This window comes from Streptomyces sp. GDS52 (assembly GCF_052246875.1).
GTDB classification, from domain to species: Bacteria; Actinomycetota; Actinomycetes; order Streptomycetales; family Streptomycetaceae; genus Streptomyces; species Streptomyces cathayae.
Genome location: NZ_CM125966.1, coordinates 2,474,134 through 2,501,062 on the forward strand (window position 1 = coordinate 2,474,134; position 26,929 = coordinate 2,501,062).

Sequence of the window (26,929 nt, forward strand, 5' to 3'; positions counted from 1 at the left end):
CCGCACCGCACCCGGCCGTCACACGGGACGCTGGTTGTACGCCCGTGACGCGCGGTCGTTGAGCGCGCTGCCCCACGCGCGGACCTTGCGCGCCACCGGGTGGGACGGGGGCCCGACCTCGGCGCCCTTCCGGAGCCCTCGACGGCCGTCCCCGGCGGACGGCAGCATGCGGGTGGCCAGGGTGGCGGCCCGGGTGGTGAGCGCCGGTGCCACACCGTGCGCGAGGCCGGCCACACGGGCGGCGGGCGTGAGCACGATGCGCGTACGGCGCCGCTGGACGCCGCGGACGATGGCCTTCGCCGCCCGGCCGGCGTCCATGGACACCAACGGCATGCCCGCCACCGTCGAGAACCAGGCGAACTCCTTCTCCCGCTCACCCCCGAAGACGGCGTGCAGGTGTGAACCGGTGCGCATGAGGCCCGGATGGACGGCGGTGACGGTGACCCCGTCGCGGGCGGCTTCGGCATGGAGCCCCTCCGCCAGCGTTCCCACGGCGGACTTGGCGCAGGAGTACGGCAGCAGATGCGGGGCGGCGAGCAGCCCGCCGACCGAACCGATCAGCGCGAGCCGGCCGCCGGCCGGGCTCCTGCGCAGATACGGCAGCGCCTCCAGCGAGGTGTGCAGCGCACCGTGGAAGATCGTGTCCATCGCGGACCGGAACTCCTCGGCACCGACGGCCTCCACGGGCGCCACCTGGATGATCCCGGCGTTGGCGATCACCAGGTCGACGCCTCCGTGTTCCCGGGCGGTGTCGCCGAGCACGTCCCGCACGGCCGTACGGTCCCGCACATCGCACACCGCGGTGCGGATGCGTGCCCCGCGGCGCCGGCGGATCAGGTCCGCCGCCCGGGTCAGCTCTTCGCCGTCCCGGGCGACTATCGTCACCGCGCAGTGCCGGGCCGCCAGCTCGTCCGCGAGGAGCAGCCCCAGCCCCCGCGAGCCGCCGGTGACCACGGCTGACAGTCCCTGGAGGGACGGGGAAGCGGTCAGAGGTGACATCACGGCCTCCTTCTACGGTGCGCGGCCCGCGCGGCTTCCTGTCGTCGCGGACCGGGGTGCCTCGCGGCCGAGTGCCCCTGTCGGGCGCGGTTAACGCCTGCGGCACGGTGCGCTGCGGCGGCACGGTGTGGCATGCCGCTGGTCGCGGGTACCCGCAGAGCACCGGTGCCCGTGTGACATCCGTGTGGGACATGCGCGATGCACGAGACAGACACGAGACAGAGGAGACGCGTCATGCCGTCCGGATCGAACGCCAAGCGAGAGCGGCAGTACGAGCACATCAAGGAGAGCGCCGAGGAGCGCGGCAGGTCCGAGGAGCGCGCGAAGGAGATCGCCGCGCGCACGGTGAACAAGGAGCGTGCACGCTCGGGTGAGGCCAGGACCTCGAGCAGGACCTCCACCCAGGACCCGAAGTCCGCCTCGCAGCGGGGCGGAGAGCGTTCCCACAGGGGTGCCCAGGGCCCCACGAAGGACCAGCTCTACGAAGAGGCGAAGAAGAAGAACATCGAAGGCCGTTCGTCCATGAACAAGCAACAACTGCGCAAGGCCGTCGGGCGCTGACCCTCCTGGCCCTCCTGCCCGTCCCGCCCGACAGGCCGCCCTGCCGACGCCGCGCGTCCGCCGCTACCGCTCCGGTGCGGGCGCGCCGCGACGGCGTTCGGCCGCGTTCGCCAGTTCGCACAGGAGCTGGTGCGTCTCGACGACGAGTTCGCCGCCCGTGGCGACCGCCGCCCCTTCCTCCCGCCGGATGTCCGTGGTCAGCGCGTCGTGGGCGGCCAGCGCTTCCCTCAGGGCGGTGTCCCGCCGGTCCGGCTGCGATGCGGAGGAGGGCCGTCCGGTCTTCTCCAGCATCTCCGCGTCCACGCGGCACACGGTCGCCGCCCGCCCCAGTACTTCGGCACAGCGGGCCAGGTACGCGGAGGAGGGGGCCACCAGGCGCGGCTCGTCGCCGGCCGCGCCCTCGAGGGTGCGGGTGATGGCGACGAGATGACCGCTGATCCGCTCCCAGGCCGTGTCCGCTTCGGCCGGGGGCAGCGCGGGACCGTTGCGGCGCATCCGCCACCCGGGGTTGAACCGGTAGCTCTCCGAGGTCCACCGCCTGGCGTCGGCCAGGGCCCGCACCGTCCCGCCCAGCCGCCAGGCGCGGTCGTGCCACTCCGCGGCGTCCGACAGCCCGTCCTCCGCACGGAGCCCCTCGGCCACCGAGGCCAGGAGCTCCCCACTGTGGTGGACCAGCGCATGGAGGTTCTCCCGCACACTGCGCAGGTGCACCGGCGGCAGCACGAACGCGTTGACCGCGACACCGACCACGGCACCGATCAGCGTCTCGAGCAGCCGGTGGCCGACGGCTCCCGCCGTGGACGCGCCGTAGGTGATGACGAACAGGGCCGTGGTGGCGCCGTAGATGCCCTGGTCGCCCAGTCGGCGATAGGTGCCGATCAGCACCAGGGGCGGCAGGGTGAGGGCCATCGCGCCCAGGGTGGAGTTCCCGGTGACGGCCAGCGCCGCCGAGGCCCACAGCGTGCCCACCACGATGACGGCGAACTGCTGCACCCCCGAGTGCACCGACCGGTAGACGGTGCTCGCCACCAGCACGAGGGCGGTCCAGGGTGCCAGCAGGGCCATCGGCGCTTCGAGCCACCACCCGGTCAGCGCCCAGGCGGCGATCGCCGCGCCGGCGGCCTTGAGCGACTGCACCATGGTGTCCCGTTCGGCACCCGGGTGCCTCAGCGCGGAGCAGGCGCTGCGGCCCACCGCGGCGAGCTCCCACCCCAGCCGGCGAGCCGTCCTCGGAAGCCACGCTGCCAACCGGTCCTCCTCCCGTCCCACGTCCGCTCCCCCGGCCGCCGCCACGGTGCGGCCCGCGCCCCGCTTCTTCGCCTCGGCACGAGTACCCGACGCGGCACAGGGCACGCGCCGAGGCGAAGGGGCCGGGAGCCAGCGTTTTCCCCGTCGCTCACCCGGGTGCCGGGGGCCGCTCGTCGGTCATGCCCAGGCGTGCCTGTTCCTCCTCGACGATCCGGCGCGCCAGCTCGGTGTCCGAGACGTCGACCGCGTCCGGGGTGGCTTCGGCCACGGCGCTGCGGCGGGCGTAGGCGTCGAACAGGCGGGTCTTGTCCTCCAGCATCTTCACCATGCGCTCGTCCACTCCCCCGGTGGCGAGGAGGCGGTGCACGCAGACCGGCCTGACCTGGCCCATGCGGTGGGCCCGGGCCACCGCCTGGTGCTCGAGGGTCGGCTTGATCTGGGGTTCGCAGAGGACGACGACCGAGGCGGCCTGCATGTTGAGGCCGACGCCCGCCGCCTGGATCTGCGCCAGGAGCACCGCGGGGCCCGGGACAGCGGCGAAGTCGTCGACGATCTGCTGCCGCCGTCCGGCCGGGACGCTTCCGGTGAGCGGACCGAACACCGCGGTGCCGTCAGCGGGCGCCGCGTCGGGTGCCGCGTCGAGTGCCTCCCTCACCACGCCCAGGACGTCCTTGAAGTAGGAGAAGACCACCGTCTTCTGCCCGTTCTCACCGGCCTCCTGGACGATCTCCCGGAGCCGTTCCAGCTTGGCCGACTTCCCGGGGCGCGCGTACGCGGCCCTGCGCATCGCCATGAAGTTGCCGGCGCGCACGGCCTCGCGGTACGCCTCCTCGTCCGAGGCGCTCGGTTCCTCCCACTCGTCGGTCTGCTGGAGGCTCGGCAGTTCCGTCAGCACGTCCTCCTGGTTGCGTCGCAGGTAGACCGGGGCGACGGCCTTGCGGAAGGCGACCGATCCGGCCGGCGCGTCCCCCTCGCCGAGGGACTCCGCGACGTCGCCGTCGAGCATCCGGACCAGGTTGCGGAACTCCGCGACCCGGTTCTCCATCGGGGTTCCGGTCATGAAGAGGACGCGCTCGCAGTGTTCCGCCCACAGGGCGACCGCCTGGGACCGCTTGGCCTTCGGGTTCTTCACGGAGTGCGCCTCGTCGACCACGAGCAGCCCGACCTCGCCCCCTCCCGGCGCGGGGAATCCGCGCAGTGCGTCGAACGTGGTCACCCCGACCCCGCCCCGCCCCTTCCAGTCGGCGAACGCGTCGTGCCGGTCGGGGCCGTGGAGCACGCTGCCCCGCAGGGCGCTGCGGCTCTCGATCTCCCGGGTCCAGTTCACCAGGACGCTCGCCGGGCAGACGACCATGAAGTGGCTCTGCCCCTCGGCGGCCAGATGGGCCAGCACCGCGATCGCCTGGATGGTCTTGCCGAGCCCCATCTCGTCGCCGAGTATCACCTTGTGCTGCGCGAGGGCGAACCGCGCGCCGAACGCCTGGTAACCGCGCAGGGAGACCCGCCGATGGGAGTCGTCGAGCCACAGGGTCCGTACCCGCTCGGCGATCTCGTCGGGCAGGAATCCCTCGGTGGCGGCCGCGTCGGGCGACCGCCCGGAGATCTCGGCGAGCAGGCTGTAGTACTCGGCCGAGCGGAGCTCGAAGTCCACCCAGGCCGCGACGTCGGAGGGGGGCCCGCGCAGCAGGTCCACCGAGGCCTGGGCGAGCAGTCCGGGCAGGCCCGCCTGCTCCTCCTCGTCCACCAGCACCCGGATCGCGGTGACCGCGGCCAGCGCGCGGGCCCTCTTCTCCCGGCCCGCCACGAGCATCCCGAGACGCCCGGCGGCGGGCCTGGCATCGGCCAGCGGCGGAGCGAGCCGCTCCGCCAGTGCGGTGGCCCTGTCGACGGCACGCCGGGTGTCCGGACCGGCCTCCACCAGTACGTGCAGGGCCCTGACGAGCGCGGTGGTGCTCGGTTCCGGCCGGTCCACGTCGATGTGGACGGCCACGCTCTCGTGCACGGCCTCGGACAGCCGGCGAGCGGCGGCGAGCATCCGGTCGACGGTGCGCTGCCCGACGCCGGGGATCTGCCGCAACCGGTAGGGGCCCGCTTCGAGCACGCTGCCCACGGTGCGCAGTCCGCTCTTCTCGACGCCTCCCAGCCGGAGCCGTCCTTCGGTGACGTCCTGCAGCCGGGCGACGGGGATGGCGTCGAGTTCCCGCTGCACCGCCGCGTCGTGCATCGGCTTCAGTGCCGCCCGCACCGCCTCGACGGCCCTGCCGTGGTCACCGGCCAGCGCCCGCGCCGCCTCGTGCAGTCGCGCTCCCCTCGCGACCGTCTCCCGCTCACCCCGCCCCACGCTTCCCGCCCTTCTCCTGCCCTCCCCGCATCCTCCCACCGCCCCCACCGGACCCCGTCGGACGCCCGCGGTGCGCTGCGGATCATCCCGACCCCACGCGCTCTCGGCCCCGGGCCCGGGTGCGGCCCGGGTGTGTAAGTGGCAGGAGAGCGGACAAACGCGCGGAATGAGCAACTATCCCGAGAGGACCACCCCGAGCGACAGCAGGTTCCCGTCCGCGGTCTCGTGGCGTGGCCCGTCCCGGGGTGGGGTTCCGGGTGGGGCTCCGGGTGCGGGTCCGTCCCCGATGCAGCCCCGGCGGGACGGCGACGGCAGCCTCGCCCACGTGGTGGAAACCCTGCTGGACAAGGGCCTCGTGCTCAACGCCGACATCATGGTCTCGGTGGCCGGGGTGGAGCTGCTGGGCATCCGTCTGCGCGCGGCGCTGGCCTCTTTCGAGACGGCTGCCCGCTACGGGCTGGAGTTCCCGTCCGGCACGGACACGGAGACCGCCGCGTGACGCCACACACGCGAGGAGAAGGAGACCTGCCCGGCCTGCGGCAAGCGCGCCCCGGTCGAGCAACTGCTGGACGAGTGGTGCCCCTGGTGCGGGTGGCGCAGCGCACAGGCCCAGGTGCGGAACCGCCCCGAGCACACACTCCCGGCGGCGGGGTCCGAACGCCGGGAGGAGCCCACCACCACCGCCGCCGATGACGATGACGAGGGTGAGGCGGAACGGCCTGACGGCTGACCCGGCACCGATGCGCCCCACCCGGGATCCGCGAGTCACCTTGGACGACCTGCGCATCGTGACGAGGTTCCGCCGGTCCTGGCAGGTGGCCACGGGCCCGGCCGATCCGGCCGTCATCGTGACGGTTTCTCACGCACCCGTCCGGACAGTTCTGCGCGGGCCCCGGGACGGTCGGCCCGTCCCGGGGCCCGCGCACGCTCGTCGTGGTCCGGGCCGTCGTGGTCCAGGCCGTGACGGTGTCAGTCCCGGCGGGTCTCCACGATGCGCAGGTCGTCGCTGACCGGGACAGTGCGCACCACGCGCAGGCCCGCCCGCTCGGCCAGGGCCCGGTAGTCCGACTCCGGCCGGTCCTGCCCGCCCACCAGGACGGTCAGCAGCAGGCCCCGGAACAGAGCCTCCTGGTCGGACTCCTCGTCCACCACGCCCTCGATGATCAGCAGGACGGAGTCCGGCCGCATCGCCTCCTTGATCTGCTCCAGGATGCGCACGATCGTGTCGTCGTCCCAGTCGTGCAGGGCGCGCTTGATCGTGTAGAGGTCCGCACCGGCCGGCACCTGTTCGAAGAAGTCCCCGGCGACGATCTCGTACCGCCCGGCGACGTCCGCCGCCTCCAGTCGCGCCTGTGCGAGCGGCACGATTTCGGGGCGTTCGAGGATCGTGCCGAACACCTCGGGGTGCTCGGTGAGGATCGCGGCCAGGAGACTGCCGAGCCCGCCGGCGACGTCGACCACCGTCCGGACCCCGGAGAAGTCGTACGTTCTGGCGACCCCGGTGCTCTCCTCCCGCGACACGGCGTTCATGGCCTCGTTGAACCGCTCCTTGGCCTCCGGATCGCTCTTGGTCAGCTCCCAGAACGACACCCCGTGGTTGGCGACCTCGAAGGAGGAGTCACCGGTGCGCACCGAGTGCAGGAGGTCGCCCCACGCGGCCCAGTGCCAGTTCGCCGCCATGAACCGCGCGTCGGTGGACTCGGCGTTGCCGGGCTCGGAGACGAGGACGGCCGACAGCGGCGACTGGGAGTAGGTGTGGCCGTCCGCGTGCCGCTGGAAGACCCCGAAGGTGGACAGTGCGCGCAGCAGGCGGCCCAGAGTCCGGGCGTGCGTGCCGGTCAGCTCGGCCAGTTCGGCCACTGTGCGCTCGCCCCGCTCCAGCAGGTCCGGCAGGCCCAGCTCGGTGGCGACGTGGATGGCGCGCGCCCGCCACGCTCCCTGGAGCAGTTCCACCATCTGCTTGTTCGGGCCCTTGTCCGCTGTGTCGACGTGCTCGTTCATCAGAGTCCTCTCGGGATACCCCCGGCTTCAGCCGGGGGAGGAACGAGACTCCTGCGGAGCAGGGCAGGAAGCGGAGTTTCGCCGTCAGGGCGAAACTCCGTGCTCTGACCCGCAGGTTTGGTCTTAAGCCGCGACCCCGCTAGTTTGCGAACGTGACCGCGACGTGCGTGAAGCGGGCGTTCAAGTACCGCTTCTCTCCAACCGATGCGCAGGCGGCCGAGCTGTCGCGCACGTTCGGCTGCGTACGGAAGGTCTACAACCTGGCGCTCGCCGCACGCACGGAAGCGTGGGCGCGGCAGGAGCGGGTGAACTACAACCAGACCTCGGCCATGCTGACCGCGTGGAAGAAGACCGAGGAGCTGGCCTACCTGTCCGAGGTGTCGTCGGTGCCGTTGCAGCAGACGCTGCGGCACCTGCAAGGCGCGTTCACCCACTTCTTCGCCAAGCGGGCCAAGTACCCGCGCTTCAAGTCGCGCAAGAAGTCGCGGAAGTCGGCGGAGTACACCACCAGTGGTTTCCGCTTCCGTGACGGCGAGCTGACCCTGGCGAAGATGGCCGATCCACTCGACATCGTGTGGTCCCGGCCGCTGCCCGAGGGGGCGTCGCCGTCCACGGTGACCGTTTCCCAGGACGCGGCCGGGCGCTGGTTCGTCTCCCTGTTGTGCGAGGACACCGGTGTGAAGCCGCTTGCCGCCACGGACAGCGCGGTCGGCGTGGATGTCGGCCTGGATCACCTGCTGACCCTGTCCACCGGCGAGAAGATCGCCAATCCGAGGCATGGGCGCTGCGACCGCGTGGCACTGGCCAAGGCCCAACGGAGACTGGCGAAGAAGGCCAAGGGTGACGGAGCGAACCGGCGCAAGGCCCGGCGCAAGGTCGCCAGGATCTACGCCAGGATCACCGACCGTCGCCGCGACGGCCTGCACAAGCTGACGACTCGTCTCGTTCGTGAGAACCAAACGATCGTGATCGAGGACCTGACCGTGCGCACCATGGTCAGGAACCGGAGTCTCGCCCGCGCCATCAGTGACGCGGCGTGGTCGGAATTCCGGAGCATGCTGGAGTACAAGGCAGCCTGGTACGGGCGGGAAGTGATCGCGGTTGACCGCTTCTTCCCCTCCTCCAGGCTGTGCTCCACCTGTGGCACCCTGCAGGAGAAGATGCCCCTGCACGTCCGCACCTGGACGTGTGACTGCGGAACGACCCACGACCGGGATGTGAACGCAGCACGCAACCTTCTGGCCGTCGGGCTGGCGGTGACAGTCTGTGGAGCTGGTGTAAGACCTCAACGGAGTTCTCCGGGCGGGCAGTCGGCGACGAAGCAGAAAGCATCACGGCGCGAGCCGTGAGAATCCCCCTCGCTCACGAGGGGGAGAAGTCAACCGTGTCTCCGTATCGCTCGGCTGGCTGGGTCGGCTGGTGAGCAGAGGAGGGGCGTCCCGAGGGCGGGCGGTTCCCGGGTGTCCCGGGGACCGCCCTGGGAGGTGAGGGGAGCTACACCTCTGTGGAAACCGGTGGGATGTTGTGGTTGACCCGGAACATGTTGCCGGGGTCCCACGTGGTCTTCAGGGCGCGCAGCCTCGCGTACGCCTCAGGGGTGTACGCCTGGCTCACATAGGCGGCGTCGGTGTGGGCGACGCCGGCCATGAAGTTGAGCATCCGGGTGCCGCTGTCCCAGCGCTCGAAGAGTTCCCCGACCCGGTCCTGGTCCGCCAGTACGGCATCGTCCTCGCCGACGCCCAGCACTCCGGCCGCGTACACCTGGAAGGGGGCGTCGACGTGGGCGACGGCGTTGGGCACCTTCGGGGGGCGGGCCAACGCTCCGCCGAGCTGGCGGAGTTCCAGGCCCACCGCGCTCTTCTTGCCGGGCCCGACCTGTGCGAGGACGGCGTCGACCACCTCGTGGTCGAAGCGGCTGAGCTGGAAGGTGTTGATGTGGTAACAGCCGGGCGTGGGCGGGTCGTTGTGGATGGTGCCGACCTCGGTGTACGGCATGTCGACGACCGTGTCGAGCAGCGTGGGGGCGAGGTCGCGCAGCGGCTGGACGAGCCGCTCGCCCTCCTCGGGCGAACCGAGGTAGCACAGCCGCAGGTGCAGGGCGAACTTCCCGCGCAACTCCTGCGGCACCCCGTCGGCGTCGGGCCAGTCGAGCATGAAGAACGAGGAGCTCATCTCCTCGGGCATCCCGGCGGCCCACTCGCTGTAGAAGTGCAGCGCCTCGGCGGCGGACTCGGCCGGGAAGAAGAGGCCGCCCCCGTAGATCCGCGACACCTCGAAGAGCTCGACCTCGATGGCGGTCACGACGCCGAAGTTGCCCTTGCCTCCGCGCAGCGCCCAGAAGAGGTCCGCGTTCTCCTCCTGGGTGGCGACCCGCAGTTCGCCGTCCGCGGTGACGACCTCGATGCGCCGTACGTGGTCGGCCGCGTACCCGTGGCGCCGCGACAGGACGCCGATGCCGCCGCCCAGTGTGTAGGAGACAGCGCCGACGAAGGGCGCCGAGCCGTTGAGCGGCGCGAGGCCGTGCTCGGCCGCGGCCGGCAGGACCTCCTCCCACAGCACCCCGGCCTCCAGCCGTGCCACGCGCCGCTCGGGGTCCACCTCGACCCCGTTCATCCCGCGGGTCGCCAGGAACAGGGTGTTCTCGTCGGCGGGCAGGGCCGCGCCGTGGCCCGTGGTCTGGACCGCGACCGCCCAGTCGTGGTCGCGCGCGAAGCCGACCGACGTCACGACGTCCTGCGCGTTCGCCACGGCGACGACCACCGCCGGGCGGTGCTCGACGGCGCGGTCGAAGCCGTTCACGCGCTCGGTGTATCCGGGCTCGTCCGGCAGGAAGACCTCACCCGTCACACTGTCAGCGAGTTTGCGCACCTCTTCGGGGGACAGGGCCGCCTTGTCCGACTCGCTCCTGTGCTCGCTCACTTGTCGCCCTTCTGTTCCGTGGTGCTGTTCGTGTGTTCCTCGCCCTGCCGCCACCCGCTCCGGTGATACAAACAGGGGTACAACAAGTACCGCGTGTCGGCGCGACAGTACTGAAGCCGTAGGGGCCCACAGGCCGGAACGAGCCACGACGACCGGCGCCGGTCCGGGTGCGCCGGCGTCGCCACGGACGTGTCGGTGGCCCCGCCCGCGCATCCGTTCGCGCGCTTGTCCGCGAGAAGGACGTTTCCCCTCACGCGAGTTCGCGCCGCTTGAGCAGGTTCATCAGTTCCGTCACCGACTCCTCGGCGCTCTGCCGGTACGCCGGAAGGGTGAGGTCGCACCGGGCGGGCGCCGCGTACGGGTCGTCCGCCCGGTCGGATCCGGTGGCGACGTGCACCTCCAGGCAGGTGGTGGCCGACCGGGTGTGGCGACGGCGGACGGCGTCCGTCTGCGTCGCGTCGGCGGCGGTCACCGCCACCAGGGCGAGGACGCCGTTGCGGGCCAGCACCTCGGCGACCAGGCCGACCCGCTGGACATCGGCGGCGCGCCGCACGCGGCCGGGTGCGGGGTCCGTGCCGAACAGGGTGTGCTGCTCGTCCCCGTCCAGGACGTGCACGCGCCGACCGGCCGCCTCCAGACGGCGGGCGAGCCCCGTCATGACGGTCGTCTTGCCCGCGCCCGGTGCTCCGGTGAGCCACAGGGTGGCGCCGGGCCAGCAGGTGCAGAAGGGGCGGTGGGATGTCATGGACCACTCCGAAGGGTCAGTGGTGGGGATTCGGCGCCGTCCGGGAGCGGGGAGACGATGGCGCGTACCACCGACGCCAGCCGCTGGTGGCGCAGGGCGTCGTGCGGAGGCTCGGCCGACTCGGCGCGCCAGGCCACGAAACCGTCGGGCCGCACCAGCAGGGCGCCACCGGGCCCCGTACCGCAGGACCGCGCGAAGTCGGCGGGCGAGGCGGGGTCGGTCAGGACGGTGTGGGCGGTCACCGGGACGCCGAGTTCGCCCGCGACCCCGGCGGCCGTGCACCCCCACCGGTCGTCGGTGGCGAGCAGGGTGAGGTGGGAACCGTCCGGGGTCGGCCCGCACAGGTCGAGGGTGGAGACCGGCTCCGCCCCCGGGTCGTGCGCGAGCCGTACCGGCAGGTGCGGCAGCCGGGTGCCGGGGGCTCCCGACAGGTCGAACTCGGGCGGGAAGGCTCCGTCGGGTGCCGCTTCGGAGCCGGGCACGGCCGTCGAGTGGTAGCGGTAGCCCATGATGATGAGGCGGGGGTCGCAGGGGACCGCGCCGTCGAGCCGTTCGGAGGGCACCCCGTCGAGGAGGAGGGTCTGCTGGGCGGTGGCGAAGCCGACCGGTCGCCGTTCGGTGTCGTAGGTGTCCAGGAGGCCGGGGGCGGCCCAGCCGCGCAGCACGGCCGCGATCTTCCAGGCCAGGTTGTGGGCGTCCTGCATCCCCATGTTGGAGCCGTAGCCGCCGGCCGGGGGGTGCAGGTGGGCGGAGTCCCCGACGAGGAAGACGGGGCCGCGACGGTAGCATTCGGCGATCTTGTGCCGGGCCTGCCAGCGCAGGGTCCCGGTGAGGTCCGCGGCCACCCCCGGGTCGCCGATCGCGGCGCGCACCAGGCTCAGGCACCGACCCGGGTCCGGGGGGCCCTCGCCGACGGCCCGGCTCTCCACGGCGGCCGCCCAGGTGTGTGCGCCGTTGAGCTGCATGACCGCCCCGGTGAACTCCGGATTCTCGATCATGCTCATGAAGAACCGGCGGCCCTTGACCAGGCGGCTGAGGTCCGCCCGGAAGAAGATGCTGGTGCGGGAGGCGACCGTGCCCAGCCCCGTGTCGGCGATGCCGACCCGGTCCGCGATCGTGCCGTGTGCCCCATCGGCGGCGATCAGGTAGCGGGCACCGAGCGTGTCCGTCCCCCCGTCCGGGCGGCGCACCCGGGCCAGCACCTCGTCCTCACGGACCGTCAGGCCGGTGAGTTCGTGACCGAAGCGCACGTCCGCGCCCTCCCGTACGGCGGCCTCGCGCAGCAGCGGCTCCATGCGGTCCTGACCGCACCAGTAGGGCGGGCAGGGGCCGGGGATCGCGAGTTCCTCCGCGCCGGTCTCCAGCACCTGGGCGCCGTCCAGCTCGCTGAGCGAGCGGACGGCGACCACCGTGCGGGGCAGCACGCGCTCGGGCTCGGTGTCGACGCGCGGGTCGTGGCCCGTGACGACCTCGAAACCGGCCTCGGCGACCGCGTCCTGCAGTCCGGCCTCGCGCAGCAGTTCGGCAGTGCGCCGGGTGACGTGCGTGGCGCGGGGCAGGGTGGACGTGCCGGCCCTGCGGTCGAGGAGGACGACCGGGACGCCGGCGCGGGCCAGGAACAGAGCGGCCGACAGCCCCGCCGGTCCGCCGCCGACGACCAGTACGGACATGGAGGCGGCCTCTCCGCTCAGCCCTTGCTCACCAGTTGGTCGCCGACCACGAGGTGGTCCAGGTTCATGGACGCGAAGGCCTCGACCGCCTCTTCGGGGGTCTCGACGATGGGCTGGCCGGCCACGTTGAAGGAGGTGTTGAGGATCACCGGACAGCCGGTGAGCCGCTCGAACTCGCCCAACAGGCGGTGGACGGAAGGATTCTGGTGCTCCTCCAGCGTCTGGTGCCGGGCCGTGCCGTCCACGTGGGTGGCGGAGGGGATGGCGTCGGGCCGGGTCACCTTCGTGACGATGAGCATGTACGGGGAGGGCTGGCCGAGGTCGAAGAACTCCGCGCTGCGCTCGGCGCGGATGACGGGGGCGTACGGGCGGAACCACTCGCGGAACTTGACGTGATCGTTGAGGTGGTCGCGCACGGAGGCCGGGAAGGGGGCGGCGAAGATGCTGCGGTGGCCCAGCGCCCGGGGCCCGAACTCGCTGCGGCCGTCCCACCAGCCCACGATCTTGCCGTCCGCCAGCAGCCCGGCGACCGTCCCGGGCAGGTCCTCGGGGGTGCGGGCGGGCAGCCCGGAGTCGGCGACGGCCCGCTGGGCCCGGGCGCGCGGGTACTCGGGGCCCAGATAGGCGTCGCGCAAGGCCGGCAGGCGGTCCATGGGCACGCCTTCGAGTTCGTGCAGCCCGTAGTAGGCGCAGCCGAGGCTGATGCCGTTGTCGCCGGCGGCGGGGACCACGAAGATCCGCTCGAAGGGAGTCTCCTTGAGGATGCGGCCGTTGGCGACGCTGTTGAGGGCCACTCCCCCGGCCAGGCACAGGTCGGTCAGACCGGTCCGCTCGTACAGGGCCCGGGCGCAGTGCACCAGGGCGTGTTCCAGCACCTCCTGGGCCGCCCGGGCGATCGCCGCCTTCGTGTCGAAGTCGGCGCCCTCGGCGAGCCGGGAGAGGACGTGCGTGGTCTTGCTCGCCGAGATGCTGACCCTGCCCTCGGGCAACAGCGTGACCAGTTCCGACAGTTCGTCGACGAAACGCTCGTCGCCGTAGGGGGCGAGCCCCATCGTCTTGCCGTCCTCGCTGACCGGGAACCGGGTCTTGGGACCCGTGTAGGCGAGGCCGATGGCGATGCTCGCGGTGCGGTAGAAGTGGCCGAGCGAGTTGTCGGTCTCGCCGGGCTGGTAGTAAGCGCTCTCCGAGCCCGCGTCCACGAGGTGGGTGCCGCTGACGCGGTCGACCAGCCGGATACCGTCCTCGTCGGCCACGTACGAACTGATGGTCTCGGCCTCGCGGGCACCGGCTCCGGTCTTGTCCCCGGTGGTCAGACTGCCGGAGTTGTCGCACACCAGCACGGCGGCGCGGGTCATGCCCGAGGCGCCGAACGCGCTGTAGGCATGGGCGAGATGGTGGTTGATCACCCGCACCCGGCGGCGGAAGGAGTGGTAGAAGGGGCGCGGCACCAGTTCGCAGGCGACCACGTGCTCCACATCGGCCGCGGTGGTGTCCATCTGTTCCAGGCACGCCCGGCGGCTGACGCCGGCCAGCAGGTCGGCGCCCAGACCGTACTTGCTGCGCATCAGGCGTTCCTCGTCGACCGCGACGAGACGCTCGCCGTCGGTGGCGCACGCCGCCCAGTCGTGACCTGATCCGCCGAGGCCCAGCACGGACATATCGCGTCCTTTCCCTTGGGGGACATCGATTCCATCGGGGGACATCGACCGAGACCTGCCAGAGCCCTGGCCCGGTGATGGAAGAACAAGCAGCGGCGGACCCCGCCCCGCGTGGCACGTGTGCCTCGCTCGTCAGCGGACGAGCTGAAACGGAACGGGTGCGAGAAGCGCTCTGAGAAGCGACAGACGTCGTAACGGATCTCTGAGAAGAAGGAGTTCAGGAAGCCGGAGCGGTGCGCAACTCTAATCAACCGGCGTCGCGCACTGTCAAGAACGGGGGCACCCCTCCACGGGCGGTTGTCCGAAATGCCGTCACCGCCCGGCCGAGGCCCCCGTCCGTCGCGCTCCGGCCCGGACACCGGCGCGGCCACCGGAACCGGAGGTGGTGCGCCGCGCCGCCCCTCCCGTTCAAGCTCCGTTCGGCCCGTGTCCTCCCCACTGCTTTCGGTCATCATCATCCAGAGGCAAGCAGGATAAATCCGGAGCATGTACGGTCACACCGTGCTATCGGCGGGGTCCCCGCGTCCCGCGGACCTCCTCTGCCGCGCCGCCCGGAACACAACGCACCACCGACATCCCGTACATGGCATGCCTGTATCCCCTGGACCGCCGGACGAGGGAGTGCTGGGTGACAAAGCAGCAACGTACGATCGTCATCATCACGGAGGGCGCGGCACCCGCACTGCTGGATCGCTGGTGTGCCGCCGGTCTCCTGCCCGGATACGCCCGGCTCCGTGCCGAGGGTTCCCACGGAGCGGTCTCCGCCGAGGGAACCCCCTACGAACCCCCGGGCCTGTTGAGCGTCCTCACCGGTCAACGGGCCGCCGACCACGGCTACTTCTCCTACTGGACCTGCCACGATCCCGAGTACGCGCCGCAGGTGCTCGGTTCCGCCGACCGCCGGCATCCGCTGCTGTGGCAGCAGGAGTCCTTCGCGGGTCTGCGCTTCGCCTCCATCGGCCTGTTCGGCACCCATCCCGTCGAGCCGATGGACGGGGCGGTGATCAGCTATCCGATGCGTGCGACCCTGCACGCCTGCCACCCGCGCGACCTTCAGCGCCGGCTGGCCAAGGAGGGCATCCGCCCGGTCCACGACGTCTCGATCTTCTGGACCGGCCAGCCCCGCGAACAGCTGCTGCCACACCTGCTGGAGGCGGACCGTCAGCGGGGCAAGGCGGCCCTCGCGCTGCTCCCCGAGTCGAACGTGGTGATCGTCAACCTCACCAGCATCGACCGCACCTCGCACATCTACTGGCAGGAACTGGAGCACGGGCCCGAACACGAGCAGGAGAGCGCGGTGTTCGCCGCGTACCGCACGAACGACCAGGTCATCCAGGACGCCCTCGCGCTGGCCGACGACCACACGGACGTGCTGGCCTTCTCCGAGATCGGATTCGGGCCGCTGCGCGACTACTGCTCCATCAACGACGACCTCGAACGGGCCGGTCTGCTGGCCAAGACCCCGGACGGGGGCATCGACTGGGCGCGCACGACGGCCTTCGAGGCGGTGCAGGGCACGCACGGGATGAACATCAACGTCCGCGGCCGCTACAAGCACGGCACGGTCCGCAAGCAGGACTACGAGCGGGTGCGCGCCGAGGTCGTCACGGCGCTCATGGAGACCCTCAACCCCCGGACCGGGCTCCCCTTCTTCGCCGCGGTGCACACCCGCGAGGAGGTGTACCCGGGCACCGCCACGGCCGGTGCCCCCGACCTGATCATGGAGCCGGCGGACTGGCGCTACCTCCCGCTGGGCGACCCCCGCTGGGCCACCCATGTGCACCGGACCTGGCAGAGCGGCTGGCACCGCCGCGAGTCGTTCTGGGCCGGCCTCGGCCCCGGCTTCGCCGCCGGCCACGCCGACGCGGCCGTGGCCTCGCCGGTCGACATTCCGGTCACCCTGAGCCGGCTGCACGGACGTGCCACCCCCGAGGGCTGGCCGGGCCGCGCGCTCGGGACACCCGCCTGACCACGCCCTTCCGTCACCGTTCGCGCCCTGTCTCCCCCCGCCACCGCGACTGCGCCGGCCGTCACCTTCGTCGCCGCGCCCGCCCCGCCTTCCCTTCCGTTTCCGCACTCTCACATTCTGTGGAGGTCTGACGTGCCCGAGGTACGAGCGCCAGAACGACGGCGTGAACAGCGCAGGTCCGTGGCCGAGCCGGGCGCGGGGACGAACCGGCGGGAGCTGGCCGACACGGCGCGGTTCACCGAGTGGCGGCCCGCCACCCCGGACGCGCTCTCCTGGGAGGGGCCGCAGGAGCAGGCTCCCGCCGAGCTGCTGCGCGCCGCGCTGGCGGAGGGACGGATCGGGCACCCCTGGGCCCACGGCTTTCCCCGGTACGCGTGGCACCGGGACGGCGACGTGGTCCACGAGTTCCGGCTGACCGGGCGGGCGCCCGGCGAGTACACCGGCTACACCCTGCACCCGAGCGAATGGCCGGAGGGCATCGCGTGAGCACACTTCCCGACCTGACCCTCAGCTGGAAATGGCAGCCGCCGCCCGCCGGGACCGAGGGCGAACTCGGCGCCACCTGGGCCGACCTGGAGATGTCCATCGGTGACCTTCCGCCACTGACGACGGTGGAGGACCCGCGGGCCGGCACCATCAGGCCGTACACGGTGGGCTCGCTGTACCCGCTCGCCGAGTGGATCGCCTTCAACTGGTGGTCGCTGCTGGCCGACGCGCGTCCCGGGACACAGATCTCGCAGCTGCGCTTCGCCTACCGCAACGGCGTCGGCGACTCCCGCGGCTCCTGGTGGTCGCGTTCCCGGCGGCACATCCTGCGCGCCGCCTGCGACGGCTTCCGCTGGCCCGACGTGCTGTTCGTGCCCGAGGGCCACCAGACCCGGATCGTGTGGATGCCCGACGGCGGCCCGGACCCGCGCGAGGGCACCCGCTTCCTGGGCCGGGGCAACGCCGTCGTCGGCAGCGCGTCCCTCGCCGAGACGCTGCACGGCTTCGTCGACGCCGTCGTCGCCCGGCTGGTCGAACGTGAGGTCAGCGGCACCCCGCTGCAGCAGGAGTGGGCCGCGATCCGGGCCACCGGCGAGGAGGAGGCGGAGTTCTGCCGCTGCGCCGCCCGCCTCGGACTCGATCCGTACACGGAGTCCGCCCCCTACGCACAGGCCATCGCACGGGCCCGCGGGGAGCTGCCCGAGGTGATGGGCCTCGACTTCTTCAACTCCGTCCACCCGGACCGGATCACCGACCAGCTCCAGTGGATCGAGCGGGCCCGGCGGGTCGCCGGCGACCCGCCGCCCGGCCGTCCCGCCGACTCGGCGATCGCGGAACTGCGGGACATCTGCGCGGACGTGCGTGAGCTGTTCTACGACCCGGACCGCCTGGAGAACCCCTGGCAGCTGGGCTACGAACTGGCCCACCGGGTCCGCGCCTGGGCCAAAGTGGCGGACACCGAGCGCTTCGACCCCGACACCCTGCTCACGTACTACACGGAGCCGGTGCCCTACGTCGACCGCGGGCTCGTGGCGTACGGCAGCCGGAACGCGGCGGCCGGCCCGGTCCTGGTCTCCAGCCGTCGCTACACCGAGCGGCCCCGGCGCTTCCTCCAGGCCCGCGCCCTGTGCCACTTCCTCTTCGACAACGACGAGGACTTCCTCATCGTGGCCTCGCACACGCACCGCCAGCACCTGGCCCGCGGCTTCGCGCTGGAGATCCTGGCCCCCGCCCAGGGCATCGCCACCCTGCTGGGCCGGCCGACCGGCCTGGTGACCGCCGAGGACGTGGAGCAGATCGCCGAGGACTACGGCGCCGGCACCATCGTGGTGGAGCACCAGCTCGACAACCGGGTGCTGGCCCAGGACTTCCCGTTCGAGCCGGTGGCACCGTCCGTGCGCAAGCTCACCGCCTACCCGCGAGGGGCGGGCCGGTGAGCGCGGCAGCGGGCGACGTCTTCCCCTATCCCGCGGGCCCGGGCGGCACCGTCCCGCCCCAGTACGGCCGGCTGCTCGCCGAGGACCCCGTCTCCCGGGTACGCCTGGCCGACGGGGGCGAGCTGTATCTCGTCACCCGGGACAGCGACGTACGGACCGTACTGACCGACCCGGTCTTCAGCCGGTACGCGGCGGCGGTCCTGCCCGGCAAGGGCTTCGGCCGGGGGCAGGGCACCGGGATCGTCGACCTCGACCCGCCGCAGCACACCGTCCTGCGCAGTCCGGTCGTCTCGGCGTTCGGCCCCGGCCGGGTGGCGCGCTGGCGCCCGCGCATCGAGGCGATCGCCGGGGAGCTGCTGTCCGGGCTGGGCGACGAGCCGGGCCCGGTGGACCTCGTGAGCTCCTACACCGCGCCGTTCGCCGGCCGCGTCGTCGTCGAGCTGCTGGGTTTCGAGGGAGCGCGGTGGCAGCGCGTCACCGGTGACGTCGAGACGCTGCTGATGTCCGGGGGCGCCGAGAGCCCGGAGGCCGCCGCCTGCCGGGACCGGCTCGGGGACGCCTTCACCACGCTGCTCAAGGAGCGCGACCGGGAACCGGGCGACGACGTCGCCACCGTGCTGCTCGGCCACGACGACCCGGAGGCGGGCGGCGGAGCGCTCACCGAGGCCCAACGGGTCACGCTGCTGCACGGACTCGTCATCTCCGGCTACATCGGCATCCGCGACCTGCTGGCGCGTCACCTGTACGGGGTGCTCACCACGCCCGGGTTCCGGGACCGGCTGGTGGCACAGCCCGAGCTGGTGCCCGGCGCCGTCGTGGAGTTGCTGCGGTTCTACCCGTCGAGCAACGACGGCCTGCTGCGGCTGGCCACGCGGGACGTGGAGCTGTCCGGGCGCACCGTGCCGGCGGGCAGCCCGGTGCTCCCCCTGGTCTCGGCCGCCTGCCGCGACCCGCGTCTCGTGGAGCGGCCCGATCAGCTCCTGGTGGACCGTGCGCGGACGCCGACGCTCGCCTTCGGCGCCGGGCCGCACCAGTGCCCGGCGGCCGACCTCGCCACCGTCCAGCTCGCCACCGGCATCGGGCGGCTGCTCGCCGCGTACCCCGGTGCCCGGCTCGCGGTCCCGGCCGAGGACGTGGAGCACACCTCCCGGCTGCTGCCGCTCGGCGTCACCGAGCTGCCCGTCCTGCTCCGCGCCCCGGCATGACCGCGGCGCCCGCCCGCGTGCTCCTGTGGTGCGTGTCCACCGAGGCCACGGCCCGGGTGACGGCCCGCGCCCGGGAGCTGCTGCCGGCCCAGGACCGGGAGCGGATGGCCCGGCTGCGGTCGGCCGCGGACCGGGACGAGTTCGCCCTCAGCCACGCCGTGCTGGCGCGCTGTCTGGGCGCGCTGACCGGGGTGGCCCCGACCGCGCTGCGCTTCGCCGTACGCGGTGAGGGCAAGCCCGAGCTGCTCGGGCAGGGGCCCGGTGCCCGGCCGGCCTTCAGCCTCTCGCACACCGCGGGGCTGACCCTGCTCGCGGTGACGTGGGGCAGCGCGGTGGGGGCGGACGTGGAGCGGGTGCGGCCGGTGGCCGCCGCGAAGATCGCGCGGCGGTACTTCCCGGCCGAGGAGGCGGCGGCGGTGGCGGCCCGCCCCGTACGCACGGCGCCGGAGCTGTTCTTCCGGCTGTGGGTGCGCAAGGAGGCGAGCGTCAAGGCGTGGGGCGGGCGCCTCGTCCAGGGGCTGCGCACGCCCGTGTGCCCGACGGCACGGGAGTGGCCCTGCGACGTCACCACCCTGGGCGGCGACGGGCGCTCGTGGCGTGTGCGGGACCTGACCGGGGTGGCGGCGCCCTACCTCGCGGCGGTGGCCGTGCCCGGGGAGGAGGCGCGGGGGCGGATCGAGGTCCGCACCCTGACCGTCGACGAGTTCCTCGACCGGGGGCCGACGGCCGGTCGTGCCCTTCGGGAGTGACCTGCCCGCCGCGTCGCGAAGGCGGCCGCCCGGCGGGCGGGCAGCGTGAGCCGGATCCGGCGACCATGATCGAACTGGACCAGGAGGGCCCGATGGCCGAGCACTTCCCGAGGTACGTGGACGGCCGGCCGGCGCAGGCGTCCGACGGCGCGACCTTCCGGTCGTTCGAGCCGGCCACCCGGTGCCACCTCGCCGACGTGCCACGCTGCGGCGAGAGTGACGTGCACGAGGCGGTGGCCGCCGCGCGCCGGGCGTTCGACGAGGGCCCCTGGCCCCGGATGGAGCCCCGGGAGCGGGCGGCGGTGCTGCGACGGGTCGCCGAACGCCTCACCGAGGAGTCCGGGCGCCTGGCCGAACTGGAGGTGCGCGACAACGGCACGACGCTGCGCAAGGCACTGGGCGCGGACGTCCCCGGCGCCCGCGCGGCCTTCGCCTGGAGCGCCTGGTGGGCCGAGCGGCTGCCCGAACGGCTGGCCCAGGGACACAGCGGGGCCGGCGGCGGAGCGGACGCGCGGTATCTGCGCTGGCATCCGCTGGGCGTGGTGGCCGCGATCGTCCCGTGGAACCTGCCGCTGCTGCTGTCCGCGTGGCGCATCGCGCCCGCCATCGCGGCGGGCAACACCTGTGTGGTCAAACCGGCTTCGTTCACCTCGGTCACCGCGCTCGAACTGGTCCGGCTGCTGCACGAGTGCGGGCTGCCGCCCGGCGTGGTGAACGTGGTCACCGGGCCCGGTGGCACGACCGGGGACAGTCTGGTGCGGGCTCCGGGCGTGGACCTGGTGGCCTTCACCGGCTCGGACGCGGTGGGCGAGAGCGTCCGGCTCGGCGTCTCGGGCACGGGGGCCGCGCCCCGGCTGGACCTGGGCGGCAAGTCCCCGAACGTGGTGCTCCGGGACGCGGACCTCGATCAGGCGGCCGCAGGGGCGGCCTGGAGCATCTTCCTGCACAACGGGCAGATCTGCAGGGCCGGTTCACGCGCGGTGGTCCACACGGACGTGTACGAGGACTTCGTGGAGCGGGTGCGCGGGCTGGCCGGGCGGCTGCGTCTGGGCGACCCGCTGAGCCTGGAGACGGATCTCGGCCCACTGGTCTCGCGCAACCAGGCCCGCACCGCCCAGCACTTCGTCCGGGTCGGTGTGTCGCAAGGGGCGGAAGTGGTGTGCGGAGGCAGCCCCCCGGACGCCGGCGACCTGCCCGAGGGCCTGGACCCGGGCGCCTTTTTCCTGCCGACCGTCCTGAGCGGGGTCGCCCCCGACAGCACGGTGGCCCAGGAGGAGATCTTCGGGCCCGTCCTGTCGGTGATCAGGGCCGGCGACGACGCGGAGGCCGTGCGCATCGCGAACGGGACGCGGTACGGGCTGAGCGCCGGCGTCTGGTCGGCCGACCCGGGGCACGCGCACTCGGTCGCCGAGGCCCTGCGCGCCGAGCAGGTGTGGGTGAACGACTACCGGCTGGTCGACCTCGAACTCCCGCCCGAGGACGGCACCTCGGCCGATGCCGTCTGGGAACGGCTGACCAACGAACTCGACGGCTACCGCCGCCGCCAGTCCGTCACCGATGCCTCGTACGGGCCGGCGGCGCCCGCCGTGCCCCCCTACCGGCTGCTGGGGCTGTGATGCCCCCGCCCACGCCCCCTCTCCCCCGCCGCGGAGTCCACCCATGAAGATCGGTATCGCGTTCCCCAACACCGTCCCCGGGGCCTCCGGGAGGCTCCAGATCGACTGGGCCGTCCGGGCCGAGAGCCGGGGCTTCTCCACCGTCGCCGCGACCCAGCGCCTGTGCTACCCCGGGCACGAGCCGCTGGCGGTGCTGGCCGCGGCCGCCGCGGTGACCTCGCGGATCACGCTGACGACCAACATCCTGGTGGCTCCCCTCACCACGGCGGCGGTGCTCGCCAAGGAGGCGGCGACGGTGTCCTCGCTCGCGGGCGGCCGCTTCCTGCTGGGGCTCGGCCCGGGGGTGCGCGCGGACGACTTCGAGGCGGCGCGGCGCGACTTCGGGTCCCGGGGCGCGGCCTTCGACCGGCAGTTGGCGGAGCTGGCACGGCTGCGGGAGCACCACGACCCGGGCAGCCTTCCCGCCCCCGTACCGCCCTTGCTCATCGGAGGGCTCAGCGCCGCCGCGGTACGGCGCACCGTGCGCTGGGCGGAGGGCTGGACCGCGCCGGGGCTGACACCCGACCGGATCGCGCCCGCCGCCGAGCAGGTGCGCGAGGCGTGGGCGGCCGCGGGCCGGGAGGGCCGGCCGCGACTGGTCGCGCTGTCCCGGTTCTGGCTGGGCGAGGAGGTGGCGCGCGAGGCCGCCGGTTTCGTACGGGAGTACTTCGGCGTCCTCGGGGACGAGGCGGACGCCTTCGTGGCCAAGACACCCCGTACACCGGAACAGGTGCGCGAGCAGGTCACGGCGCTCGCCGCCGCCGGCTTCGACGAGGTGGTGTTCCACCCGACGGCGGCCCACCTGTCCCAAGTGGACCGGCTGGCCGACGTCCTGATTCCCTGAGCGCTTTTCCCCTGGCCGTTTCCCTTCTTCCGCCCCTATGACGCGTGCTGATAAAGTTGCCGCATGTATGCGACCGTCACAGGAAGCAAGCAGAAGGCCATAAGGGATCTTCAGGAATTCGGTTATTGCATTCTTGAATCCCCCCTGTCCAGGACAGAGTTCAAACTGCTCAGCACCCGTCTCACCGAAGTGGCGGAACAGGAGCGCGAGGACGGCACCGCCTTTCTCTACGACGGTGGAAACCAGCGGGTCTTCAGCCTTCTGAACAAGGGCGAAGAGTTCGAGCACTGTGTGCAGGAACCCTCGACGCTCGACGTGATGGAGGAAGTGCTGGGCTTCAATTTCCTGCTCTCCAGCACCCACGCGAACATCGCGGGCCCCGGCGGTTCCCCGATGAACGTGCACGCCGACCAGACGTTCGCCCGGCCACCCTGGCCCCCGTACGCACTCGTGGCCAACAGCATGTGGATGCTCGACGACTTCACGGAGGAGAACGGCGCCACCCGCGTGGTGCCGGGCAGTCATCTCCTGGGCCGCCAGCCGGACTACGACCGGGGCGAGGGGGACGTCGAGACGGTTCCGGTCTGCGGCCCGGCCGGCAGTGTCATGATCTTCGACGGGCGGCTGTGGCACCAGACCGGGGCCAACGTCACCGGGCGGGCGCGGCACGGCATCCTCAACTACTACTGCCGCGGGTACGTGCGTCAGCAGCAGAACTTCTTCAACGGCCTGAAGCCGGAGGTCGCCGAGCGCAGCGGGCCCCGGATGCGCAGGCTGCTGGGCTTCGAGAACTACTTCTCGCTCGGGCTCACGGACGGACTGTCATGAGCACCGCCCCCTTCGACACGCGCCAGATCCTCCAGGCCCCGGGGCCGCGTCCCGTGCTGCGGCTCCTGGTGGCCGACCCGGCGGGTGTCGTCGGCGGCCCGCTGCTGCGGGAGTTCGCGCCCGAACTGACCGTGGTGACGGCCGATCCCGGCAACCCGCTCGCTCCCTCGGCGACCGAAACCCCCGCCCTGGCCTGGGCGCTGCTCGCGATGGCGAGCGGGGCGCCGGGGGCGGGTGCCGCCGTCCTCGCCCGCGCCGTGCGCGCGGCGCGGATCGGGCCGCCGCCGGCCCATCTGCTGCTCTGCCCCGGCCCGTTCGCGGAACCGACCGGGTGCGACGGGTTCACCGAGGCCGTCCTGGCGGACGTGGACGCCGGCGCGCTGCCCTGTCCGGTCACGGTGCTGCTCGCCGAGGATCTGCCCTCGGGCGGACGCACCGGCCACACGGGCGTCGCGGCCTCCTGGCTGCGGCTCTCACCGGACGCGTTCACCGTGCGGCTGCTGGGGCCCGACGCCTGGAGTCCCGGGCCGAACGGCGCTGTCACCGCGCGGATCGTCAAGGAGGAGTTGCGCGTCTGGCCCGCGTGAGGGGCCGCTCACCCGCCCCCCGTACGGGCGCGGGTGGGGCCCCGCCCGGCGCTCAGGCGGCGAACGCGCCGTACAGCTCCATGGGGCTGGAGCGGCGCAGATCGACGTCGGAGGGCAGGTCCAGGCCCAGCTCCTCCTCCAGCACGATGGCCAGCTCGATCATGCGGGCGGAGTCCACGGACAGCTGGACGCCCAGCGGCACGTGCGGGTCGAGTTCCGTGCCCTGTGCCCCGAGCCCGTTGACGACGGCGGAGAGGAACTCCGCCAGGCTCAGCTGATTCTTCCGCGCTTCACTGATGGCCCGTGTCTCCTTTCGTGCGCGGACCGGCCGCACCCCGCCCACCGAGGCTCGCGGTGCGCGCAGGGGCAGGTCCTGGTCGTAGTGGAGCCCCAGCCGCAGGGCGGTCTCGGCCTTGGTCAGTTCACCGCCGAGGTAGCCGGCGTGCGAGGGCTCGGTGATCACCCCGGCGTCCAGCAGGCCGAGCAGCATGGACTCGGCCCGGACCCCGGTCATCTCGTGCCGGGGCGTGAGGTCGTTGTCGTAGTGGCGCAGGACGATGCGCCGGGCCCGGTGGTCGAGGCTGATGACCACGAAGCCGTCCAGCGAGCCGCTGATGCCGGTCCGCCTCCCGCCCGCCCGCAGCCGCCGGAATCCGCTCCCGTCGCCGTGCGCGGGCTCCGGTGTCCGTGCGGCGGCCCGCTCCGGGAGGGCCGGGCCCGCGCCGGGGCGCTCGCGCGGGCTCAGCTTCGCCACCAGCTCGCGCAGCACCGAGGGGTCGCACTCTCCCAGCGCGTCCACCGGCTCCACCCGTGAGCGCACCCGCTCCACATCGGCCAGCGAGACGGTGGGCAGTACCGGGAGGTAGCCGGCGGCGCCTCGGATGCGTCGGCAGCCGGCGTCCACGCCCCCGCGGAAGAGGGCCAGCAGGCTCTGTCCCGCGTGGAAGCGCGGCGATTCGCGGCCGCAGACGACCAGTATCCGGATCGCGGGCCGGCACGCCAGGGTGCGCACCAGCTCCTCGATGCCGAGGTTGGCGGTCATCAGTGTCCCGGCCAGTGCCACGCCCGGCAGTACCGAGAGCGGCTCCAGCAGCTCCCGGCTGCTGAGGCTGCACACCGCGATCCGGTTCTCCTCGGCCGCCGGACGTTCACCAGGTGGCACCGGACCCCTCCCCGGTGTAGTTGCGGGGCAGGCCGCCGGGCCGGACAGGCGGCAGGGTGGAGCTGATCTCCGTGACCCTGGCCCCCAGCCTGGCGAGACGCTTGCCGACCCGCAGCTGCTCCGAGCGCAGCCGGTCGAGCCGGTCGCGGAAGTACTCCTCCACCTCGACCACCTGGCGGGCCTGCTTCTCGGTGTCGAGGGCGTCGTTCATCACGGCTTCCAGATTCGACATGAAGAAGCTGTAGTTGAACTGGCCCATCTCCTGGCGTACTTCGTGGACGGTGTCCTTGAAGCCCTCCATCACCTCGTTGACGCCCGCGAGCGGGGCGAAGCGGCGTTGCAGTCGCGAGATGAAGGTCTGCAGCACGACGTTGTACGTCTCGAACTCGAAGACCGCCGACTGATCGGTGATCACCCCGTGGTGGTGGTAGTCCTCGTTGTTGTAGAGCCGGGCGAAGTGCCGGGCGAGCTTTCCGACCCGTTCGTCCGCGAACTCGTAGCCGTAGGGGTCCAGGTCCTCCTGGTACGTCGGCGACAGCAGGCCGTCGCCCTCCATGCGGCGGACGATGGAGGTACCGGGGTAGATCTCCAGCCGTTCGGTCATCCGGCGCAGGTTGTGCCCGGCGTTGTCCCGCAGGAACCGGGCGTTGGCGATGAGGGTCTCCACGGTGGCGTACGGGTGGAAGGGGAGGAAGCCCATCGCCAGGTAGATGCCGTGCTCGCGGAGCATGCGGATGATGGTGACGTTGTCCTCGACCGTGGCGCGCTTCTCCCACAGCAGGAGCTCCTCGGCCGTGCCGGACTCGATGCCGACGTTCACCTTCTCCAGGCCGGAGCGGGTGAGCAGGTCGAGCAGGGCGTGGTCCTCGGGGGTGTCGTGCCAGTTCTCCGCCCGCATGCAGACGTTGTAGTAGATGTCGAGGCCCCGGTCGAGGATGCCCTGGGCTATCGCGCCCGCCCGTTTCTTGCCGACCCGGCCGCCGTCGGGGTCCTCGAAGGTGGAGTCGACGAAGTCGAAGGTGCGGAACTGGTGGCGTTCGACGATCTGCGCCACCTCCTCCACGATCTGCTCCGGGCCGCGCCCGCGCCACGCCTTGCCCGCCTGCACCCGGTTCTTCAGATGGGGGGCCGAGCAGAAGGTGCAGTTGGCGACGCAGCCCCGGCTGGTGCTGACCCGTACGTACTCCAGCTTGTCGCCGTGCTGGCTGAGCTGGTCCCGGGCGGGAAAGGGCAGCGCCTCCAGGTCGTGGATCAGGGGGCGTGCGGGATTCTGCCGCAGCTCGCCGTCGGCGTCGCGGTAGCAGACCCCGGGGCAGTCGGCGAGGGATTCCTTCAGGTACAGCCGCTGGACCAGGTCGAGGATGGTGGGCTCGCCCTCGCCGACGGCGACGATGTCCGCGTAGGGGTTGTTGCGCAGGACCTCGAGGCCGGCGAAGGTCCCGGCCGGGCCCCCGCAGGCGATCGGGGTGTCGGGACAGGCCTCGCGCAGCTGCCGGCAGAGGCTGAGGCAGCTGGACAGGTTGAGGCTCATCAGGGTGAAGCACACCAGGTCGGGCTGGTACTCGCGCAGATGGGCGACGACGGAGGCGTGCGCCTGGTCACCGTGCTCCACCTCGCGGATCTCGGCGGTGAAGCCCGCGGTGCGCAGGACACTCACCATGTACGCCACCCCGAGGTGCTCCGGCGACATCACGAGGTCGCCGTCCAGCAGGATCAGGAAGCTGACCTTGAAGGACGCGGGGTCGGTGATGCGGGAATCCAGAGTCAGCTCGAACTCGCCGGGTTTTTTCCGGGCGGTGGCCCGACCGATGGTGATGTCTTCGATCATCAGCCCTCCTTGGGGGCGGCGCCCGCTCCGTCCTCGCC

General features: G+C 72.5%; 22 protein-coding genes. 12 read left to right on the top strand and 10 right to left on the bottom strand.

The window, feature by feature from the left end:
* Nucleotides 1-18 precede the first annotated feature (18 nt).
* Nucleotides 19-999, bottom strand: coding sequence for an SDR family NAD(P)-dependent oxidoreductase (locus ACTWJ9_RS11075; RefSeq protein WP_387040412.1), 981 nt, complete (start codon nt 997-999; stop codon nt 19-21).
* Nucleotides 1,000-1,233: 234 nt separating this feature from the next.
* Here ACTWJ9_RS11075 and ACTWJ9_RS11080 point away from each other — a divergent pair, with 234 nt between their 5' ends.
* On the top strand, nt 1,234-1,560 hold the full coding sequence (locus tag ACTWJ9_RS11080; RefSeq protein WP_279334072.1) for a plasmid stabilization protein: 327 nt from the start codon (nt 1,234-1,236) through the stop codon (nt 1,558-1,560).
* 63 nt (nt 1,561-1,623) lie between these two features.
* On the opposite strand, the gene ACTWJ9_RS11085 is transcribed toward ACTWJ9_RS11080, so the two are convergent.
* Both ACTWJ9_RS11085 and ACTWJ9_RS11090 read right to left on the bottom strand, forming a co-directional pair.
* Nucleotides 1,624-2,913, bottom strand: coding sequence for an FUSC family protein (locus tag ACTWJ9_RS11085; protein ID WP_443295633.1), 1,290 nt, complete (start codon nt 2,911-2,913; stop codon nt 1,624-1,626).
* A gap of 43 nt (nt 2,914-2,956) precedes the next feature.
* Nucleotides 2,957-5,149 carry a DEAD/DEAH box helicase gene (locus tag ACTWJ9_RS11090; protein ID WP_443295634.1) on the bottom strand — a complete coding sequence of 731 codons (2,193 nt, stop codon included), beginning with the start codon at nt 5,147-5,149 and terminating at the stop codon, nt 2,957-2,959.
* Nucleotides 5,150-5,435: 286 nt separating this feature from the next.
* Here ACTWJ9_RS11090 and ACTWJ9_RS11095 point away from each other — a divergent pair, with 286 nt between their 5' ends.
* Nucleotides 5,436-5,648 (top strand): gas vesicle protein, encoded by a 213-nt coding sequence (locus tag ACTWJ9_RS11095; RefSeq protein ID WP_279334077.1) that lies wholly within the window; start codon nt 5,436-5,438, stop codon nt 5,646-5,648.
* A gap of 470 nt (nt 5,649-6,118) precedes the next feature.
* On the opposite strand, the gene ACTWJ9_RS11100 is transcribed toward ACTWJ9_RS11095, so the two are convergent.
* Nucleotides 6,119-7,150, bottom strand: coding sequence for a methyltransferase (locus tag ACTWJ9_RS11100; protein WP_279334078.1), 1,032 nt, complete (start codon nt 7,148-7,150; stop codon nt 6,119-6,121).
* A 152-nt stretch (nt 7,151-7,302) separates the two neighbouring features.
* Between ACTWJ9_RS11100 and ACTWJ9_RS11105 the strand changes: the two genes are divergently transcribed.
* Nucleotides 7,303-8,499, top strand: coding sequence for an RNA-guided endonuclease InsQ/TnpB family protein (locus ACTWJ9_RS11105; RefSeq protein ID WP_279334079.1), 1,197 nt, complete (start codon nt 7,303-7,305; stop codon nt 8,497-8,499).
* 145 nt (nt 8,500-8,644) lie between these two features.
* On the opposite strand, the gene ACTWJ9_RS11110 is transcribed toward ACTWJ9_RS11105, so the two are convergent.
* From ACTWJ9_RS11110 to ACTWJ9_RS11125, 4 genes are all read right to left on the bottom strand, one after another.
* The gene (locus ACTWJ9_RS11110; protein ID WP_279334080.1) at nt 8,645-10,069 is read right to left on the bottom strand and encodes an FAD-binding oxidoreductase; all 1,425 of its coding nucleotides are present in this window, start codon (nt 10,067-10,069) and stop codon (nt 8,645-8,647) included.
* 250 nt (nt 10,070-10,319) lie between these two features.
* A complete protein-coding gene (locus ACTWJ9_RS11115) occupies nt 10,320-10,814 on the bottom strand; it encodes an adenylyl-sulfate kinase (protein WP_279334081.1) in 495 nt (164 codons plus the stop codon).
* Nucleotides 10,811-12,484, bottom strand: a complete 1,674-nt coding sequence (locus ACTWJ9_RS11120) for an FAD-dependent oxidoreductase (protein ID WP_279334082.1) — start codon at nt 12,482-12,484, stop codon at nt 10,811-10,813. Before ACTWJ9_RS11120 ends, ACTWJ9_RS11115 begins: the two co-directional genes overlap by 4 nt.
* 17 nt (nt 12,485-12,501) lie before the next feature.
* Nucleotides 12,502-14,142 carry a carbamoyltransferase family protein gene (locus tag ACTWJ9_RS11125; protein ID WP_279334083.1) on the bottom strand — a complete coding sequence of 547 codons (1,641 nt, stop codon included), beginning with the start codon at nt 14,140-14,142 and terminating at the stop codon, nt 12,502-12,504.
* A 628-nt stretch (nt 14,143-14,770) separates the two neighbouring features.
* Between ACTWJ9_RS11125 and ACTWJ9_RS11130 the strand changes: the two genes are divergently transcribed.
* The 9 genes from ACTWJ9_RS11130 to ACTWJ9_RS11170 all read left to right on the top strand — a co-directional run bounded on the left by ACTWJ9_RS11130 (nt 14,771) and on the right by ACTWJ9_RS11170 (nt 23,901).
* A complete protein-coding gene (locus ACTWJ9_RS11130; protein ID WP_279334084.1) occupies nt 14,771-16,111 on the top strand; it encodes an alkaline phosphatase family protein in 1,341 nt (446 codons plus the stop codon).
* 132 nt (nt 16,112-16,243) lie between these two features.
* Nucleotides 16,244-16,597: a hypothetical protein gene (locus tag ACTWJ9_RS11135; RefSeq protein ID WP_279334085.1), complete on the top strand. Its 354-nt coding sequence runs from the start codon at nt 16,244-16,246 to the stop codon at nt 16,595-16,597.
* A complete protein-coding gene (locus tag ACTWJ9_RS11140; RefSeq protein WP_279334086.1) occupies nt 16,594-18,033 on the top strand; it encodes a hypothetical protein in 1,440 nt (479 codons plus the stop codon). Before ACTWJ9_RS11135 ends, ACTWJ9_RS11140 begins: the two co-directional genes overlap by 4 nt.
* Nucleotides 18,030-19,238 carry a cytochrome P450 gene (locus ACTWJ9_RS11145; RefSeq protein ID WP_279334087.1) on the top strand — a complete coding sequence of 403 codons (1,209 nt, stop codon included), beginning with the start codon at nt 18,030-18,032 and terminating at the stop codon, nt 19,236-19,238. The genes ACTWJ9_RS11140 and ACTWJ9_RS11145 overlap by 4 nt, the downstream gene beginning before the upstream one ends.
* The gene (locus tag ACTWJ9_RS11150) at nt 19,235-19,987 is read left to right on the top strand and encodes a 4'-phosphopantetheinyl transferase family protein (RefSeq protein ID WP_387036121.1); all 753 of its coding nucleotides are present in this window, start codon (nt 19,235-19,237) and stop codon (nt 19,985-19,987) included. The genes ACTWJ9_RS11145 and ACTWJ9_RS11150 overlap by 4 nt, the downstream gene beginning before the upstream one ends.
* 65 nt (nt 19,988-20,052) lie before the next feature.
* Nucleotides 20,053-21,603 carry an aldehyde dehydrogenase family protein gene (locus ACTWJ9_RS11155; protein WP_279334089.1) on the top strand — a complete coding sequence of 517 codons (1,551 nt, stop codon included), beginning with the start codon at nt 20,053-20,055 and terminating at the stop codon, nt 21,601-21,603.
* 43 nt (nt 21,604-21,646) lie between these two features.
* Nucleotides 21,647-22,486: an LLM class flavin-dependent oxidoreductase gene (locus ACTWJ9_RS11160; RefSeq protein WP_279334090.1), complete on the top strand. Its 840-nt coding sequence runs from the start codon at nt 21,647-21,649 to the stop codon at nt 22,484-22,486.
* A gap of 63 nt (nt 22,487-22,549) precedes the next feature.
* The gene (locus ACTWJ9_RS11165) at nt 22,550-23,314 is read left to right on the top strand and encodes a phytanoyl-CoA dioxygenase family protein (RefSeq protein ID WP_279334091.1); all 765 of its coding nucleotides are present in this window, start codon (nt 22,550-22,552) and stop codon (nt 23,312-23,314) included.
* On the top strand, nt 23,311-23,901 hold the full coding sequence (locus ACTWJ9_RS11170) for a hypothetical protein (RefSeq protein WP_279334092.1): 591 nt from the start codon (nt 23,311-23,313) through the stop codon (nt 23,899-23,901). Before ACTWJ9_RS11165 ends, ACTWJ9_RS11170 begins: the two co-directional genes overlap by 4 nt.
* 52 nt (nt 23,902-23,953) lie before the next feature.
* On the opposite strand, the gene ACTWJ9_RS11175 is transcribed toward ACTWJ9_RS11170, so the two are convergent.
* Nucleotides 23,954-25,063 carry a DUF4346 domain-containing protein gene (locus ACTWJ9_RS11175; protein WP_279334093.1) on the bottom strand — a complete coding sequence of 370 codons (1,110 nt, stop codon included), beginning with the start codon at nt 25,061-25,063 and terminating at the stop codon, nt 23,954-23,956.
* Complete coding sequence (locus tag ACTWJ9_RS11180) at nt 25,050-26,891, bottom strand: B12-binding domain-containing radical SAM protein (protein ID WP_279334094.1); 1,842 nt, start codon at nt 26,889-26,891, stop codon at nt 25,050-25,052. The genes ACTWJ9_RS11175 and ACTWJ9_RS11180 overlap by 14 nt, the downstream gene beginning before the upstream one ends.
* Nucleotides 26,892-26,929 lie beyond the last annotated feature (38 nt).

What these genes read in the sequence shown, in the direction of transcription:
- ACTWJ9_RS11075 (WP_387040412.1), bottom strand. Translation starts at nt 999, where the DNA reads ATGTCACCTCTGACCGCTTCCCCGTCCCTCCAGGGACTGTCAGCCGTG.
- ACTWJ9_RS11080 (WP_279334072.1), top strand. Translation starts at nt 1,234, where the DNA reads ATGCCGTCCGGATCGAACGCCAAGCGAGAGCGGCAGTACGAGCACATC.
- ACTWJ9_RS11095 (WP_279334077.1), top strand. Translation starts at nt 5,436, where the DNA reads ATGCAGCCCCGGCGGGACGGCGACGGCAGCCTCGCCCACGTGGTGGAA.
- ACTWJ9_RS11100 (WP_279334078.1), bottom strand. Translation starts at nt 7,150, where the DNA reads ATGAACGAGCACGTCGACACAGCGGACAAGGGCCCGAACAAGCAGATG.
- ACTWJ9_RS11115 (WP_279334081.1), bottom strand. Translation starts at nt 10,814, where the DNA reads ATGACATCCCACCGCCCCTTCTGCACCTGCTGGCCCGGCGCCACCCTG.
- ACTWJ9_RS11120 (WP_279334082.1), bottom strand. Translation starts at nt 12,484, where the DNA reads ATGTCCGTACTGGTCGTCGGCGGCGGACCGGCGGGGCTGTCGGCCGCT.
- ACTWJ9_RS11125 (WP_279334083.1), bottom strand. Translation starts at nt 14,142, where the DNA reads ATGTCCGTGCTGGGCCTCGGCGGATCAGGTCACGACTGGGCGGCGTGC.
- ACTWJ9_RS11150 (WP_387036121.1), top strand. Translation starts at nt 19,235, where the DNA reads ATGACCGCGGCGCCCGCCCGCGTGCTCCTGTGGTGCGTGTCCACCGAG.
- ACTWJ9_RS11155 (WP_279334089.1), top strand. Translation starts at nt 20,053, where the DNA reads ATGATCGAACTGGACCAGGAGGGCCCGATGGCCGAGCACTTCCCGAGG.
- ACTWJ9_RS11160 (WP_279334090.1), top strand. Translation starts at nt 21,647, where the DNA reads ATGAAGATCGGTATCGCGTTCCCCAACACCGTCCCCGGGGCCTCCGGG.
- ACTWJ9_RS11165 (WP_279334091.1), top strand. Translation starts at nt 22,550, where the DNA reads ATGTATGCGACCGTCACAGGAAGCAAGCAGAAGGCCATAAGGGATCTT.
- ACTWJ9_RS11170 (WP_279334092.1), top strand. Translation starts at nt 23,311, where the DNA reads ATGAGCACCGCCCCCTTCGACACGCGCCAGATCCTCCAGGCCCCGGGG.
- ACTWJ9_RS11180 (WP_279334094.1), bottom strand. Translation starts at nt 26,891, where the DNA reads ATGATCGAAGACATCACCATCGGTCGGGCCACCGCCCGGAAAAAACCC.